13 protein-coding genes and 1 pseudogene are annotated in these 14,658 nt (G+C 68.5%); 10 read left to right on the top strand and 4 right to left on the bottom strand.

Features of this window, described 5'->3' with window-relative positions; all coding sequences use genetic code 11:
* Nucleotides 1–46 precede the first annotated feature (46 nt).
* Entirely contained in the window at nt 47–898 is an 852-nt protein-coding gene (locus E6A21_RS11845) for a Rieske (2Fe-2S) protein (RefSeq protein WP_138444367.1), read from the top strand.
* A 244-nt stretch (nt 899–1,142) separates the two neighbouring features.
* Here E6A21_RS11845 and ku read toward each other — a convergent pair whose 3' ends face one another.
* The gene (gene ku / locus E6A21_RS11840) at nt 1,143–2,015 is read right to left on the bottom strand and encodes a non-homologous end joining protein Ku (protein WP_138444366.1); all 873 of its coding nucleotides are present in this window, start codon (nt 2,013–2,015) and stop codon (nt 1,143–1,145) included.
* A 270-nt stretch (nt 2,016–2,285) separates the two neighbouring features.
* Here ku and E6A21_RS11835 point away from each other — a divergent pair, with 270 nt between their 5' ends.
* Nucleotides 2,286–2,486, top strand: a complete 201-nt coding sequence (locus E6A21_RS11835; RefSeq protein ID WP_138444365.1) for a CsbD family protein — start codon at nt 2,286–2,288, stop codon at nt 2,484–2,486.
* Between the two features lie 51 nt (nt 2,487–2,537).
* On the opposite strand, the gene E6A21_RS11830 is transcribed toward E6A21_RS11835, so the two are convergent.
* Entirely contained in the window at nt 2,538–3,599 is a 1,062-nt protein-coding gene (locus E6A21_RS11830; RefSeq protein WP_138444364.1) for an ATP-dependent DNA ligase, read from the bottom strand.
* Nucleotides 3,600–3,695: 96 nt separating this feature from the next.
* Between E6A21_RS11830 and E6A21_RS11825 the strand changes: the two genes are divergently transcribed.
* The 5 genes from E6A21_RS11825 to E6A21_RS11805 all read left to right on the top strand — a co-directional run bounded on the left by E6A21_RS11825 (nt 3,696) and on the right by E6A21_RS11805 (nt 11,376).
* Complete coding sequence (locus E6A21_RS11825; protein WP_138444363.1) at nt 3,696–6,263, top strand: ATP-dependent DNA ligase; 2,568 nt, start codon at nt 3,696–3,698, stop codon at nt 6,261–6,263.
* A 70-nt stretch (nt 6,264–6,333) separates the two neighbouring features.
* Complete coding sequence (locus E6A21_RS11820) at nt 6,334–7,125, top strand: LamB/YcsF family protein (RefSeq protein WP_246036434.1); 792 nt, start codon at nt 6,334–6,336, stop codon at nt 7,123–7,125.
* Entirely contained in the window at nt 7,122–8,855 is a 1,734-nt protein-coding gene (locus tag E6A21_RS11815) for a 5-oxoprolinase subunit B/C family protein (protein ID WP_138444362.1), read from the top strand. The genes E6A21_RS11820 and E6A21_RS11815 overlap by 4 nt, the downstream gene beginning before the upstream one ends.
* A gap of 10 nt (nt 8,856–8,865) precedes the next feature.
* Nucleotides 8,866–10,641, top strand: a complete 1,776-nt coding sequence (locus tag E6A21_RS11810; RefSeq protein ID WP_138444361.1) for an acetyl/propionyl/methylcrotonyl-CoA carboxylase subunit alpha — start codon at nt 8,866–8,868, stop codon at nt 10,639–10,641.
* Between the two features lie 30 nt (nt 10,642–10,671).
* Nucleotides 10,672–11,376, top strand: a complete 705-nt coding sequence (locus E6A21_RS11805) for a GntR family transcriptional regulator (protein WP_138444360.1) — start codon at nt 10,672–10,674, stop codon at nt 11,374–11,376.
* Here the strand turns inward: E6A21_RS11805 and E6A21_RS11800 are convergent.
* Together E6A21_RS11800 and E6A21_RS11795 are read right to left on the bottom strand one after the other, a co-directional pair.
* On the bottom strand, nt 11,362–11,955 hold the full coding sequence (locus E6A21_RS11800; RefSeq protein ID WP_138444359.1) for a dihydrofolate reductase family protein: 594 nt from the start codon (nt 11,953–11,955) through the stop codon (nt 11,362–11,364). The genes E6A21_RS11805 and E6A21_RS11800 overlap by 15 nt on opposite strands.
* Before the next feature lie 11 nt (nt 11,956–11,966).
* Entirely contained in the window at nt 11,967–12,761 is a 795-nt protein-coding gene (locus E6A21_RS11795) for a nucleotidyltransferase domain-containing protein (protein ID WP_138444358.1), read from the bottom strand.
* A gap of 218 nt (nt 12,762–12,979) precedes the next feature.
* Here E6A21_RS11795 and E6A21_RS11790 point away from each other — a divergent pair, with 218 nt between their 5' ends.
* The 3 genes and pseudogenes from E6A21_RS11790 to E6A21_RS18170 all read left to right on the top strand — a co-directional run bounded on the left by E6A21_RS11790 (nt 12,980) and on the right by E6A21_RS18170 (nt 14,656).
* Nucleotides 12,980–13,690 carry a DUF969 domain-containing protein gene (locus E6A21_RS11790; protein WP_138444539.1) on the top strand — a complete coding sequence of 237 codons (711 nt, stop codon included), beginning with the start codon at nt 12,980–12,982 and terminating at the stop codon, nt 13,688–13,690.
* Nucleotides 13,687–14,133 (top strand): annotated as a pseudogene (locus tag E6A21_RS18175) (5-oxoproline transporter, DUF979 family subunit); the annotation flags it as partial. The gene E6A21_RS11790 and the pseudogene E6A21_RS18175, both read left to right, overlap by 4 nt.
* Before the next feature lie 100 nt (nt 14,134–14,233).
* Nucleotides 14,234–14,656, top strand: a complete 423-nt coding sequence (locus E6A21_RS18170; protein ID WP_246036433.1) for a 5-oxoproline transporter, DUF979 family subunit — start codon at nt 14,234–14,236, stop codon at nt 14,654–14,656.
* Nucleotides 14,657–14,658: the final 2 nt, after the last annotated feature.

Here is a 14,658-nt window from a genome sequence, read left to right as displayed (position 1 = left end):
CGGGGGTAACCTTCCCGTGTCTCTGTCCGCAGCACAGGAGGACGCAATGAACGTTTTGGACGACGCCGTCAACCGCCTCGAGCGCTGGCAGTTCCTCGACAAGATCGGCGACCCGCTCCGGAAGGCGACGCAGTTCGCGGTCAAGCCCCGGATGGTCCGGAATCTCCTCAGCGGCATCCCCACAGGGCATCCGCTGCACGCGGTGCTCACGGACATCCCCATCGGCGCGTGGACCATGGCCTCGCTGCTGGACCTGGTCGGCGGGGAATCGAGCCAGCAGGCCGCCGACACCCTCGTCGCCGCAGGGCTCGTGACCGCGGTCCCGACAGCAGCTTCCGGCCTCAACGACTGGTCGGACACCTTCGGCGAGACGAGCCGGGTCGGCGTGGCACACGCTGCGCTGAACGTCACCGCCCTCAGCCTCTACGCCACCTCGTTCCTCGCGAGGAAGGCCGGCCGGCGCGCGACGGGCCGCGGCCTCGCGCTCACTGGGCTCGGCGTCCTCCTCGCGAGCGGCTACCTTGGCGGCCACCTCGCCTACACCAAGGGCGTCAAGGTCAACCACACCGCTTGGCACGAGGGGCCCGCCGATTGGCAGGATGCCCTCGCCGAGAGCGACCTCGAAGATGGGAAGCCGAAGCTCGCGAAGCTCGGCGACGTCCAGGTCATGGTGGTGCGCGACCGGGGGCAGATCCTGGCGCTCGACAACATCTGCACCCACGAGGGCGGTCCGCTCAACGAGGGCAAGATCGAGAACGGCTGCGTCACCTGCCCGTGGCATGGGAGCCAATTCCGCCTTTCCGACGGAGCCGCTGTGCGCGGTCCTGCTGCCGCGCCGGAGCCCAGCTACGAGGCGCGGGTCCAGGACGGGCGCGTGCAGCTGCGGGCGCGGCCGTAGGGACGCGACGCGTGAGCGCACGTTTGCTGCGAGAGCGCACGTTGCAACGCGTGGAAACGTGCGCTCTCGCCCCAGACGTCCGCCCTCGACGGAACACGCCTCAGGCCGACCAGTGCTTGGGATCGCGAAAGCGCAGCAAACGGAGGAGACCACAGGGGGTTCCCTGTGGTCTCCTCCGTTTGCTCGGGTTTGGCGGCTGGGACCCGCTGCGAGTGGCGTGGCAGGAGCGGACGACGGCGGGAGGTCACCCCGCGCTGCGGGTGCGCTTCTTCGCAGCGGGCTTCTCCGCCGCGGTCTCCTTTTCCTCGCTCTCGCTGCCTCCCTTGGACGCTTTGCGGCGGCTCTCCACGCTGCGCCGCAGCGCCTCCATGAGATCGAGGACCTCGGCACCCTCGCGCTCCTCGGGTTCCTCGCCGAACGTGGCCTCGGTGTCCACGGCCTCGCCCTGCTCGAGCTTCGCCTCGACGAGCTGACGCAGCTGCTCCTGGTACTCGTCCGTGAACTGTTCGGGGGTGAAGTCCGTCGAGAGGCTCTCGACGAGCGAGGACGACATCTTGAGCTCCTTGTCCGAGATCTTCACGTCCTCGGACAGGATGGGGAACTCGGCCTCGCGCACCTCGTCCTGCCAGAGCAGGGCCTGCAGCACCATGACGTCACCGCGGACGCGGAGCGCGCCGAGCCGCGTCTTCTGGCGCAGGGCGAATTTGACGACGGCGGTGAGCTCGGTCTGCTCGAGGGTCCTGCGGAGGAGCTGGTACGGCTTGGCACCGATCTTCTCGGGCTCAAGGTAGTAGCTCTTCTCGAAGAGCATCGGGTCGATCTGCGAGTCAGGGACGAACTCGACGACCTCGATCTCGCGGCTCCGCTCGACCGGGAGCGACTCGAGGTCCTCGTCCGTGAGGACGACGGTGCGGCCGCCCTCCTCGTACGCCTTGTCGATGTCTGCGTACTCGACGGTTTCGCCGCACACCTCGCACTTGCGTTGGTACCGGATGCGCCCCTTGTCCTTGTCGTGGACCTGGTGGAGCTTCAGGTCGTGGTCCTCAGTGGCGCTGTACACCTTAACGGGCACGCTCACCAGGCCAAAGCTGATGGCACCCTTCCAGATCGACCGCATGACCCCAGTGAACCGCAGAATCACGGGCTTGGCGAGTAGCGGCCCGCAGCCGGCCCGTCGGTTGGGGTTTCGCGAGGGGAGTCGAGCTCGGGTCCTGCCGGACAAGACGGCCGGGAGGAGGTTCGCTGCTCGCGGAATCTCTTGAATCGCCGCTGTTCTGGGTAATGATGGAACAGCGCAACCCCATGGCGCTGGCGTCCGACGCACACCGGACGCTCATCTGACTGAGGAAGCGGGCCAGGCCACGTGCCCGCTGGAACGGAGGACAGCATGGGACTCGACGACAAGCTCAGCAACAAGGGCGAGGAGCTCGGCGGCAAGGCCAAGGAAGCACTGGGCCGCTCGAACGACGATCCGGAGCTCGAGGCCGAGGGCAAGCGTGACCAGACTTCCGCTGGCCTGAAGCAGGCCGGCGAGAAGGTGAAGGACGCTTTCGAGGACGTCAAGGACGCCTTCAAGAAGCACGACTGAGAGCGCCAAAGGCGGCCCTCCCCGACAAGGGAGGGCCGCCTTTTTCATGCGCTACGGCCTGAGGATCTTCTCGACATCGAACGACGCGGCCGTCTCGAGCTGCGAATAGGTGCAGCTCTCGGGGTCCCGGTCGGGCCGCCAGCGGCGGAACTGTGCAGTATGGCGGAAGCGGTCGCCCTCCATGTGGTCGTAGGCGACCTCGACGACAAGCTCCGGGCGCAGGGGGACGAACGAGAGGTCCTTCCCGGCGCTCCACCGGCTGACCGCTCCCGGCATCCGCGTCTGGGCATGCGCATCCTGATTCGCCCAGTCGCCCCACGGGTGGGACGAGAGGTCCGTCTCGAGGAGCGGCTCGAGCTCTGCGACAAGGCTGCGTCGCTTCGCCATCGGGAAGGATGCGGCGACGCCCACGTGATGGAGCCGCCCCTCGCCGTCGTACAGCCCCAACAGGAGCGAGCCGACCGCACCGCCCGTCTTGTGCCAACGGAATCCGGCGAGGACGCAATCCGCGGTGCGCTCGTGCTTGATCTTGAACATGGTCCGCTTGCCGGGCTCGTACGGCTTGTCGAGGCGTTTTGCGACAATCCCGTCGAGCCCTGCGCCCTCGAATTCCGAGAACCATTTCCTGGCCTGTTCCAGATCGCCCGTCGAGGGCGTGAGGAAGACGGATTCCGTCCCGCCGTCCAATGCCTCGCGGAGGGTCTCGCGCCGTTGTTCGAACGGCGCGCGCAGGAGATTCCTGTCTCCGAGGGCCAGCAGATCGAACGCCACAAGGGCCACCGGGGTGTCCCGTGAAAGCAGCTTCACCCTACTTTCGGCGGGGTGAATTCGCTGCTGGAGCGCCTCGAAATCAAGGCGCCCGTCTCGAATGAGCACAATTTCGCCGTCGACCACGCATCGGCTGGGAAGGGCCAGCCGAAGCTCCTCGACAAGTTCCGGGAAATAGCGAGTCATCGGCTTGTCGTTTCGGCTTCCGAGCATGATCTCGTCGCCGTCCTTGAACACGACGGTCCGGAAGCCGTCCCACTTGGGCTCGCTGTGGCCCACGTCAGGGATCTCGGGCACAGCGCGGGCGAGCATCGGTTCGACGGGCGGCATCACGGGAAGGTCCATGCGCATATCCTGCTTCGCTTCTGGGTATCCAAACAGGGCGGAGGCGTTTTTCAGGCAGACCTTCAATCCTGCCGCGCCGCGTGGAAGGGTGGCGCCATGGCAGCGAATCGCGAGAGGGTTGAGGTCGAGGGCCGTGAAGTCCGCCTCTCGAATCTGGACAAGGTGCTCTACCCCGAAGCTGGGGTCACCAAGGCAGACGTTCTCGATTACCTGCGGACCGTCGCCCAATACATGATCCCAGCGGTGCGGGACCGGCCCGCGACGCGCAAGCGCTGGGTGCACGGCGTCGGCACTGCGGACGAACCGGGCCAGGTGTTCTTCCAGAAGAACCTGGACAATTCCACGCCTGCCTGGGTCAAACGGGTCACGCTGCACCACAGGCACTCGACCAACACGTATCCGCTCATCAACGACCTCGCAACGCTGATCTGGCTCGGCCAGATGGCCGCGCTCGAGATCCACGTGCCCCAGTGGCGTGTGGACGGCGACGACAACATGCTCAACCCGGACCGGCTCGTGCTCGACCTCGACCCCGGCCCGGGTGCGGGGCTCCCGGAGTGCGTCGAGGTCGCTCGCCTCATCAAGCCGATCCTCGACGACATCGGACTGGCCACCGTCCCCGTGACGAGCGGCAGCAAGGGCATCCACCTCTACGCCAAGATCGACATGAGCCAGACGTGGGAGAACGTCTCGGCCGTCGCCCATGAGCTTGCCCGCTCGCTCGCCGCCGACCACCCCGACCTCGTAGTCAGCGACCAGAAGAAGACGCTCCGCGAAGGCCGGGTCCTCGTGGACTGGAGCCAGAACAGCGGCCAGAAGACCACGATCGCGCCATACTCCCTGCGCGGACGCGCCCAGCCGATGGTCGCGGCGCCGCGGACGTGGGAGGAGATCGATTCACCCGATCTGGCACACGTGCGCTACGACGAGATGGCGTCCCGCATCGAGAAGTACGGCGATCTGTTCGCCCCACTCCTGCCGGACGAGTACCGCACCGACGACGACGGGACGCCCCCTCCGTCGTCGTCCGCCAGCCCGCGGCGCAGCAAGGCGACGGGCAGCAAGGCGACGGGCAGCACCGACCGCCTCGCCGCCTACCGGGCCAAGCGGGACGCCGCAGCGACCCCCGAGCCGGTGCCGATGGAACCGCCTACGCCGGGCAACGGGAACACGTTCGTGATCCACGAACACCACGCGCGGCGCCTGCACTGGGACCTTCGGCTCGAGCACGAGGGCGTACTCGCCTCGTTCGCGCTCCCGAAGGGCGTCCCGACCGATCCCGGCCGCAACCACCTCGCCGTGCACACCGAAGACCACCCGATCGAATACCTGACGTTCTCGGGAAGCATCCCCAAGGGCGAATACGGCGCTGGCTCGATGTTCATCTGGGACACCGGGACGTACGAGCTCGAGAAGTGGCGGGACGACAAGGAGATCATCGTCATCCTCTCGGGGCGACCGGGGGGCGGACTCGCGGGCATCGAGGACGGGAAGCCCGTGCGGCTCGCGCTCATCCAGACCGGGAGCGGGGGCGACAAGAGCAACTGGCTCATCCACCTCATGAAGGACCAGGCGAAGGGCCACTGGCGACACGGGGCCCGGCAGGAGGAGGACGGCGGGAAGGCCTCCGCCGGGTCGGAGCACAGTGAACCTGCCGCAGTCACCGCGAAAGACGCGGCCACCACGAAAGACGCGGCCCGAGCGAAAGGCGGCCCCGCGCCGTCGCCCATGCTCGCGCAGAGCGGAACCCCAGGTCTGGTCCGGGGGGAGGACTGGGCGCTCGAGATGAAGTGGGACGGCGTGCGGACAATCGTCGACGCCCGGGGACCGCTCAAGCTCATCAGCAGGCGCGGGCTCGACACGACGGGCACGTATCCCGAACTCGCCGCCCTCGCCGACCTGGGGCCGGCGATCCTGGACGGGGAGGTCGTCGCCATGGACTCCCTCGGGCGGCCCTCCTTCTCGCGCCTGCAGCAGCGCATGGGCCTCACAGATCCGACTGACGTTGCGACGGCACGCAGGCAGGTGCCCGTCCGGATCGTCCTGTTCGACCTGCTCGAGTTCGAGGGCCGGGACCTTACGCCCCTGCCGTTCCGAGAGCGGCGCGAGGCGCTCGAACTCCTCGCCGAGGGCGGCCTCCCGGCGAACGTCCAGCTCTCCCCGATCTTCCACGGCGAGGTTGACTCGGTGCTCGAAGCCTCTGCCGAACACGGCCTCGAGGGGATCGTGGCGAAACGGCTTTCGGCCCGATACGAGGCAGGGAAACGGTCCGGGGCGTGGATCAAGATCAAGCACGAGCGCACCCAGGAGGTGGTGGTCGGCGGTTGGCGCACGGGGAAGGGCGGCCGGGAGAACACGATCGGCTCGCTTCTGCTGGGAATCCCGGACGACGACGGCGGGCTGCGGTACGCGGGCCGAGTCGGGACGGGCTTCACGGAGCGGGACCTGGCGGAGATCGCCAAGAAGCTGCACCGTCTCGAGCGCAAGACGACTCCCTTCGGCGACATACCCCGGGAGGACACCGTGGACGCGCACTGGGTCCAGCCGAAACTCGTCGGCGAGGTGCGCTACGGGGAGTGGACCGACGCCGGCCGGCTCCGTCACCCCGTGTGGCGCGGCTGGCGGCAGGACAAGGACCCCGGGGAGGTCACGGTCGAACAGTAGGGTGCGTTTTGTTGAACAATTCGTCGCAATCGTGCATGCTTGAAGCATCACACTTGCGACGGAGGTCACATTGGCACGCAACGATCGCGAGGGAATCGCCAACAGCGGGATCGATCTCAACAGCGACGTCGGCGAATCCTTCAGCAACTGGACTTTCGGCGACGACGCCGCGATCTTCACGAGCGTCTCGAGCGCCAACGTCGCCTGCGGCTTCCACGCCGGGGATCCCCACCACATCCGCAGGACGTGCGAAGCGGCAGCCGAGGCGGGCGTCACGGTCGGCGCCCACCCGGGCTACCGGGACCTTGCCGGATTCGGGCGCAGGTTCATCGACATGGACCCGCGGCAGCTGACCGACGAAGTGGTGTACCAGATCGGTGCGCTGCAGGGGCTTGCCCGAGCGGCCGGGACCGACGTCCGCTACGTCAAGCCGCACGGTGCCCTCTACAACACGATCGTCCACCACACGAAGCAGGCCGAGGCAGTCGCCCGCGCCATCCACGAAGTGGACCCGAGCCTACCGATCCTCGTCCTCCCCAACTCCGAGATTCAGCGGGCTGCCGAGGAAATCGGCCTCCGGCCCGTCGTCGAGGCATTCGCCGACCGTGCCTACAACCCCGATGGGACCCTGGTCTCCCGCCGCGAGCCCGGCTCGGTCCTCCACGACCTGGACGAGATCGTCGAGCACGTGCTCCGCATCCTCGACGGGAAAGTCCGCGCCATCGACGGCAGCATCGTCCCAATCGCCGCAGAGAGCATCTGCGTCCACGGGGACACAGCGGGGGCAGTCGCGATGGCGGCCCGCATCCGTGCCGCCATCACCGACGCCGGCGTCCAGATCCGGAGCTTCGCCCAGGCATGACAGTCAAGCAGACCCCCGCCGGACCGAAGCCGGCGGAGCAGGCCGCGCAGCCGCAGGGCCCAGCGCACGTGCCGCCCACCGTCGTCGGCATCCGCCCTTCCGGCGACAGGGCCATCCTGGTCGAGCTCTCCTCGCTCGACGCCGTCCTGAGCCTCCAGCGGCAGCTCGATGCCGAGCCCGTACCCGGCCAGTGCGAGGTCGTCGCGGCGGCGACCACTGTCCTCGTGGCGGCTGACTCCCCCGAGGCTCTGGGAGCCATCGTGCGGCGGGTCCGTTCCCTCGACCTCACGTCAAGCGGTCAGCGCGAGGGCGAGCTCGTGGTCATCGAGACCGTGTACGACGGCGCCGACCTCGACGAGGCGGCCAAACTGGCGGGCCTGAGCCCGGAAGGCCTGATCGCCGCGCACTCGGGGCAGGTCTGGAATGCGGCGTTCGGTGGCTTTGCGCCCGGCTTCGCCTACCTCGCGGGCGACGGCGTGCTCGACGTCCCGCGGCGGTCCTCGCCGCGGACGGCCGTTCCGGCCGGGGCGGTCGCGCTGGCGGGCACGTATTCGGCCGTCTACCCTCGGCAGTCACCCGGAGGTTGGCAGCTCATCGGCAGCACGTCTGCCCGCATGTGGGACCTCGAGCGCGCGGACCCGGCGCTCATCCGGCCCGGCGATCGCGTCCGTTTCGAACCCGTGCGGGAGAGCGCACGCCTCAGCGAGGCCCCCGTGCAGGCGCACGACGACGCGGCGGGCGCCGCGGCGGGCGCCGAGACAAGCAGCGCGGATCTCTTAGTCGTCGCCACCGGCATGCAGTGCACGATCCAGGATCTTGGCCGGCCCGGGCTCGGGGCCCTCGGCGTGAGTGCGGCCGGGGCCATGGACCGCGCGGCCCTGCGGCGCGCGAACCGGATGGCGGGCAACCCCGAGACGGCCGCGGTGCTCGAGGTGCTGTTCGGCGGCCTCGCCCTCCGCGCCGCACGGGACCAGGTCCTCGCGGTCACCGGGGCGCGCGTTCCGCTGCGCATCAGCCGCGACGAGACCGTGGGCGCGGACGACAGCGGGGCCGCGCCGTCCGACGTCGTACGCCGCCCAGCGCTCGACGCACCGTTCGCGCTTCTCGCCGGCGAGACCCTCACGCTCGGCGCGCCCACGGCCGGACTGCGCAGCTACGTCGCAGTCCGTGGCGGCCTCGACGGCGCCGAAGTCCTCGGCAGCCGCTCCACGGACACGCTGTCCGGGATAGGGCCCGAGCCCCTCCGCCCCGGAAGCCCGCTCGTGGTCCTCCCGCCCCGCGGCACGCACGTCGTCGGCGCACCCGAGACCCCGCCGGGCCTGCCGGAAGGCGCGGCCGTGCTCCGTGTGGTCCCGGGCCCGCGGCACGACTGGTTCACGGACGCCTCGACGGAGGCCTTCTACTCGGCCGAGTGGACCGTGACGCCCCAGTCGAACCGGGTCGGCCTGCGCCTCTCCGGCCCCCAGCTCGAACGCTCCCGCGACGGCGAGCTCAAGAGCGAGGGCACGACCCTCGGTTCCGTGCAGATTCCGCCCAACGGACAGCCCGTCCTGTTCCTCGCGGACCATCCGGTGACGGGCGGCTATCCGGTGATCGGCGTCGTCGTGGATGCCGACCTCGACCTTGCCGCCCAGCTGCCCCCGGGTGCGCGCGTCCGGTTCGCAGCAGTCACACCACCCTCGCAAACGTTCCAGCCCGGCATGGCCGACGCCCGCCCTGCCCTCCCGTAAGGAAACCTCAATGCGCATAGTCCTCATCGCCAACCGCGGCGAGATCGCCGTCCGCGTGGCCCGCGCATGCGACGATGCCGGCCTGACGAGCGTCGCCGTCTACGCAGACCAGGACGCCGACTCCCTCCACGTCACGGCGTGCACGGAGGCGTACGCGCTTGGCGGGATGTCGCCCGCCGAGACGTACCTCGATGCGGGGAAGATCCTCGCAGTCGCCGCACGCTCGGGTGCGGATGCCGTACACCCCGGCTACGGCTTCCTCTCCGAGAACGCCGACTTCGCCCAAGCGGTCCTCGACGCAGGGCTCACGTGGATCGGCCCCTCCCCCGAGACCATCCGCCTGCTCGGCGACAAGGTGAGCGCCCGCGCCGTCGCCGTCCGCGCCGGCGCGCCGCTCGCGCCGGGCAGTGACGGACCCGTGGCCAGCGCGGAGGAAGTGCGCGAGTTCGCAAAGGAGCACGGCCTTCCGGTCGCGATCAAGGCAGCCTTCGGCGGCGGTGGCCGCGGGCTCAAGGTCGCTCGCACCATGGCTGAGATCGAGGAGTCCTTCGACTCGGCCGTGCGGGAGTCGCGAGCTGCGTTCGGGCGCGAGGAGTGCTTCGTCGAGAAGTTCCTCGACCGGCCGCGGCACGTCGAGGCCCAAGTCCTCGCGGACACCCATGGGAACGTCATTGTGGTCGGGACCCGTGACTGCTCGCTCCAGCGCCGGCACCAGAAGCTCGTCGAGGAGGCGCCCGCGCCGTTCCTCACTCCCGAGCAGAGGGCCCGGATCCACGAGTCGGCCAAGGCAATCTGCCGCGAGGCAGGCTACGTCGGGGCCGGGACGGTCGAGTACCTCCTCGATCAATCCGGCACGCTGAGCTTCCTCGAGGTCAACACCCGCCTCCAGGTCGAGCACCCGATCACCGAGGAGACGTCCGGCCTCGATCTCGTCGCGGCCCAGCTCGCAATCGCCGACGGCGGCCACCTCCCCGTGCTCGAGGATCCCGAACCGCGCGGCCACGCGATCGAGTTCCGCATCAACGCCGAGGATCCGGGGCGCGGCTTCCTGCCGTCGCCCGGAACCGTGAGCCGCTTCTCCGTCCCCACGGGCCCGGGCATCCGGGTCGATTCGGGAGTCCGGGACGGCTCCGTGGTGCCCGGCCAGTTCGACTCGCTGCTCGCGAAGCTCGTCGTGTGGGGCGCCGACCGGCAGCAGGCGCTCCGACGAGCCCGCCGAGCGCTCCGCGAATTCGAGATCCACGGACTCGCGACGGTCCTGCCGTTCGACCGCGCAGTCGTGGACAGCCCGGCGTTCGCCGCCGAGGGACAGCTGGGCGTCTACACGACGTGGATCGAGTCCGAGTTCGCCTCCGAGCTCACCGCGAACCCCGAGTTCCGTCCGGCGGTTTCCGACGGCGGCCGGCGTACCTTCGCCGTCGACATCGACGGGCGCCGCGTCACCCTCGGCATCCCCGAAGAGCTCTTCGCGGGGCTCGCCGCCGGGGCCGGAGCAGCTTCGGCAGGGCAGGGCACGACGGCGTCCGGCGAGGGCAGCGCAGACGGCACCTCGGCTGCATCCTCCGACGGCGCGCCGGCGCATCTCACAGCGGGGATGGGCGGCACCGTCGTCAAGTGGCTCGCCGAGCCCGGCGACGCTGTCGAGGCGGGGGACGGCGTCGTCGTCATGGAAGCCATGAAAATGGAGACGACCGTGCAGGCGCACCGTTCCGGCAAGCTCGGACAGCATGCGGCAGCGCCCGGCGATGTCGTGGCCCCGGGGGACGTGCTCACGACGATCGGCTAGTCCGAAGCAGCCGCCGCTAGGGTGGGACCCATGACATCTGAGGGGGTCTTGGCCAGCCTGCGCCTGGAGGCCGGGGCCACGAAGCATGCCGAGACGAGCACATGGGTCGCAGCGCAGCTCCGCCAGCTGATCGCCGACGGCCAGCTGGCGCCCGGCGCCAAGCTGCCCGAGGAGGCGCTGCGCGAGGCGCTCGGCGTCTCCCGCAACACCCTCCGCGAGGCCTTCGCGACGCTCCACGCCGAGCGGGTGGTGGTGCGCTTCCCCAACCGCGGCGTCTTCGTAGCCCATCCCACCGCTGACGACATCCGTGAGATCTACCGCGTCCGGCGGTTCGTCGAACCGGCGTCGCTCCTGTGGTCCCCCTCAGGGCCGACCGAGGACTTGGCGGAGATCGTGCGCGAGGCGCGGGGCGCGGCCGAGGCCGGTGACGTGCCTGCGATGGCCAACGCGAACCAGGAGTTCCACCGTGCGCTCGTCGCGCGGGCCGGGAGCGAGCGCCTCGACAGCCTCATGAAGCAGATCCTCGCCGAGATGCGGCTCGTCTTCGCCTCGATGGCCTCGGATCCGAGATTCCACGCGCCCTACGTCGAGGACAACGCGCGGATCGTCGAACTCCTCGAGGCTGGCCGCGCCGCAGACGCCGCCGAGCTCATGGCGGACTACCTCGGCCGAGCCGAGCGGCAGCTTCTCGCGGCGTGCAAGGTGCCCGGTTATCTGGGCTCAAGGCCCAGGTAGCGATTTGTGGCGGTCTCCGCCGGCTTCGGAGGAGACCGTGTAAGTGACGTCGAGGAATTCGCCGTGGCGTTCGGCCGACGTGAGATGCAGTCGGTCGCTTTCCAAGCGGCGCGGGAACAGCCTGGCGCCGGCCGCGAGCGAAACGGGCGCGAGGGTGAGCTCGATCCGGTCGAGAGCGTCGACGTCGGCAAACTGTCCCGCGAGCTCGCCTCCTCCCGCGACCCACACGTCCTTTCCGTCGGCTGCCGCGAGGATCTCCGGCAGGACGCCAAGGACGGGGCCGTTCACGAACCTCACGTCTGCACCGTCCGGCACCGTCAGCCTGCGGGAAGTGAAGACGTACGTGGGACGGTCACCATAGAACTCGCGCCACTGCTCGGGCCGCCGCAGCACCTCGGTGTGCTCGAGGAGCCATTCGTAGGTTGTCGATCCCTCAACAATTACTCCTATGTGCTCGAGGAACGACGGCTGGTCGGGAGTGTCAGCGTCGTCCACCGCGAACAGCCAATCAAGGGAGTTGGACTCGTCGGCGATGAATCCGTTGAAACTCGTCGCCGTCCGGTAGATCACATCAGTCACGGCACCAGACGCTACGCCGGTCCCCCGACATTTTGAGCTTTAGCAGCCTGTAGCGCGCTCAGGCAGACGGTGCGCACCTTTTCCACAACCGCGCAGAGTACAGCCGCCTCCGGGGTGGCGGCGGCAAGCAGCTCATCGACTCCGTCAACGTTCGCCCGCTTGAACAACTGCTTCTCGTTGGTGACCCATATCCCCCGAGCCGCAAGGACGGCGTGGGCTGCGCAGGTTGCAGCCCTTGCGACGAGGCCAACGCATTGGGTCAGCCGACCCGATGCGGCGTGGTACCTCGTCGCGTAATTGAACTCTGCTTCTGCCTGCTCCCACCAGACATCGGGAGCGTGCTCTCGCAACGCCGGAGGATAGGAGACATCGGGAAGATCGCCGACAAGTACTCGCTTCGTTGCCAGTTCCGCCAGCACCACGTAGGACGGGAGGCCAGCAAGGTGAAACCACAGCGGTTCGGTCTCGAAGGTGCCTTCACGAGCCGAAGCGAGCGTCCGCTCCACGACGTCCAAGTCGCGGTAGTGCACATCAGTGGCGCGGCCGTCGATCGTCAGCCACGCGCCACCATTGAATACGGTGTTGGGCACCGCGCTCCAGCCGCCGATTTCGCCGACAGTGCCTGGCCAGCCGATGTCACGCAAAGTCTGCGGGTCGAAGGCGCCCCGGTAATAGAGGGAGAAGTCCCAGTCGCTGTCTGCACGGCTGGTGCCCTCGACTCTAGATCCGCCCAGCGTCACTGCTTCGACAGCCGGAAGCGCTCCCAGATGATCACCGACATAGGCGATGAACGCCTCATCATCCATGGCTGCAACGCTAACAGCGCCACCATCGTGGAGCGCGGCCAAGGGCACTCTTCTATTGGCTCTGACTGCGCCCGTTATTGAAAGGCACGGTGCGCCGTCTCAGAATGCGGCGGATTGTTCCACAACCTTGCCTAATCGTTGAACAAAAGGCTATGCTCTGGATCACACGCCATTCGGCACTCCTTCCCTGGACCGCACTCCCTCCGGAACGGATCATCATGCTCGTACTCATCGGGGTTCTTCTGGTGATTGTTGGCTTTGCCATCCGCCTGAACCCACTCGTCGTCGTCACTGTCGCCGGCATCGTCACAGCCCTCCTTGGCGGCCTAAACCCCGTCCAGATCCTCGAGGCCTTCGGCACCGGCTTTGCCAGCAGCCGCTCGGTCACGATCTTTGTCGCCGTGCTGCCGGTCGTCGGCATCATCGAGTTCTTCGGCCTCCAGGAGCAGGCCAAGACCCTCATCGGCAAGCTTGCGCGGCTCACGGCAGGGCGCGTCCTGCTCGGCTACCTCGCCGTACGGCAGCTGACCGCTGCCGTAGGCCTCAACAGCGTTGGCGGCCATGCGCAGACCGTGCGCCCGCTCGTCTTCCCCATGGCCGAGGGCGCGGCGCTGCGCCGCTATGGCCACGTCCCCGAGCACATCAAGGAGCGCATCAAGGCGCATTCGGCCGGCGCGGACAACGTGGGCGTGTTCTTCGGCGAGGACGTCTTCGTGGCGGTCGGCTCGATCCTGCTCATCACGACCTTCGTCGACACGACGTACCACCTGCACCTGGAGCCGCTCCAGCTCGCCCTCTGGGCCATCCCCACGGCGATCGCGGCGTTCCTCATCCACGGCTTCCGGCTCCTGCGCCTGGACAAGTCGCTCGACAAGGAATACCGGGCGCTTGAAGCCACCGATCCGGCCGTTGCAGGAGAGACCAAGTGATCAACGTCGAAGCCGTCTACTGGTTCATCGGAATCCTCTTCATCGCGTGGGCCGCGCTCATCGTGAGGGACCCCAGGCATCCCCGCCGTTGGGGCAGCTCAGCCTTCTGGGGCCTGCTGGGCCTCTGCTTCTTCTACGGGTCGTGGGTCCAGGCGGCCACTGCACCGGGGTGGATCCTCGGGATCGCGGTCCTCGTGCTCGTGGTGCTCGCTGCCTCGGGGCAGCTCGCGGACGGCAGGGCCAAGACCTCAACGGGTCCCGAGCGGGAGGCCTACGCGGCCCGCTTCGGCAACAAGCTCTTCATCCCGGCCCTGACCCTGCCGATCGTCACGGTCATCCTCGTGCTTCTGGCCCCCGTCCTCGTCGTCGGCAAGACCCCGATCCTCGATCCCAAGAACACGACCCTCGTGGCGTTGGCCATCGGCGCGGTCGCGGCCGCCGTCGTCGCCCTCCTCATCCTCCGGCCCAAGCACCCGCTTACCCCCGTGTTCGAGAGCCGCCGCCATCCTCGAGTCCATCGGCTGGGCGGCCCTGCTTCCGCAGATGCTCTCCACGCTCGGAATCCTGTTCACGAAGGCCGGCGTGGGCACGGCGGTGAGCACGCTCGTCACAGGCGTCATGCCGAAGGGCTCGCTCCTCGCGGCAGTCATCGTGTACTGCCTCGGGATGTTCGTCTTCACGGTCCTCATGGGCAACGGCTTCGCGGCCTTCCCGATCATGACGGCGGCCATCGGCTGGCCCGTGCTGGTCCAGCAATTCCACGGCAACCCCGCGATCATCTTCGCCATCGGCATGCTAGCTGGCTTCTGTGGCACGCTGTGCACACCGATGGCGGCGAACTTCAACCTCGTGCCCTCGGCCCTGCTGGAAATGAAGAACAAGTACGGCGTCATCGGGGCGCAGCTCGGCACAGCCTTCCCGCTCCTGGTCGTCAACACCGCACTCATGTACTTCCTCGCCTTCTAGGA

This window comes from Sinomonas susongensis (genome assembly GCF_005877005.1).
Lineage (GTDB): Bacteria > Actinomycetota > Actinomycetes > Actinomycetales > Micrococcaceae > Sinomonas > Sinomonas susongensis.
Note: the sequence above shows the minus strand (reverse complement) of the source record. Positions and strands in the feature narration are given on the sequence as shown.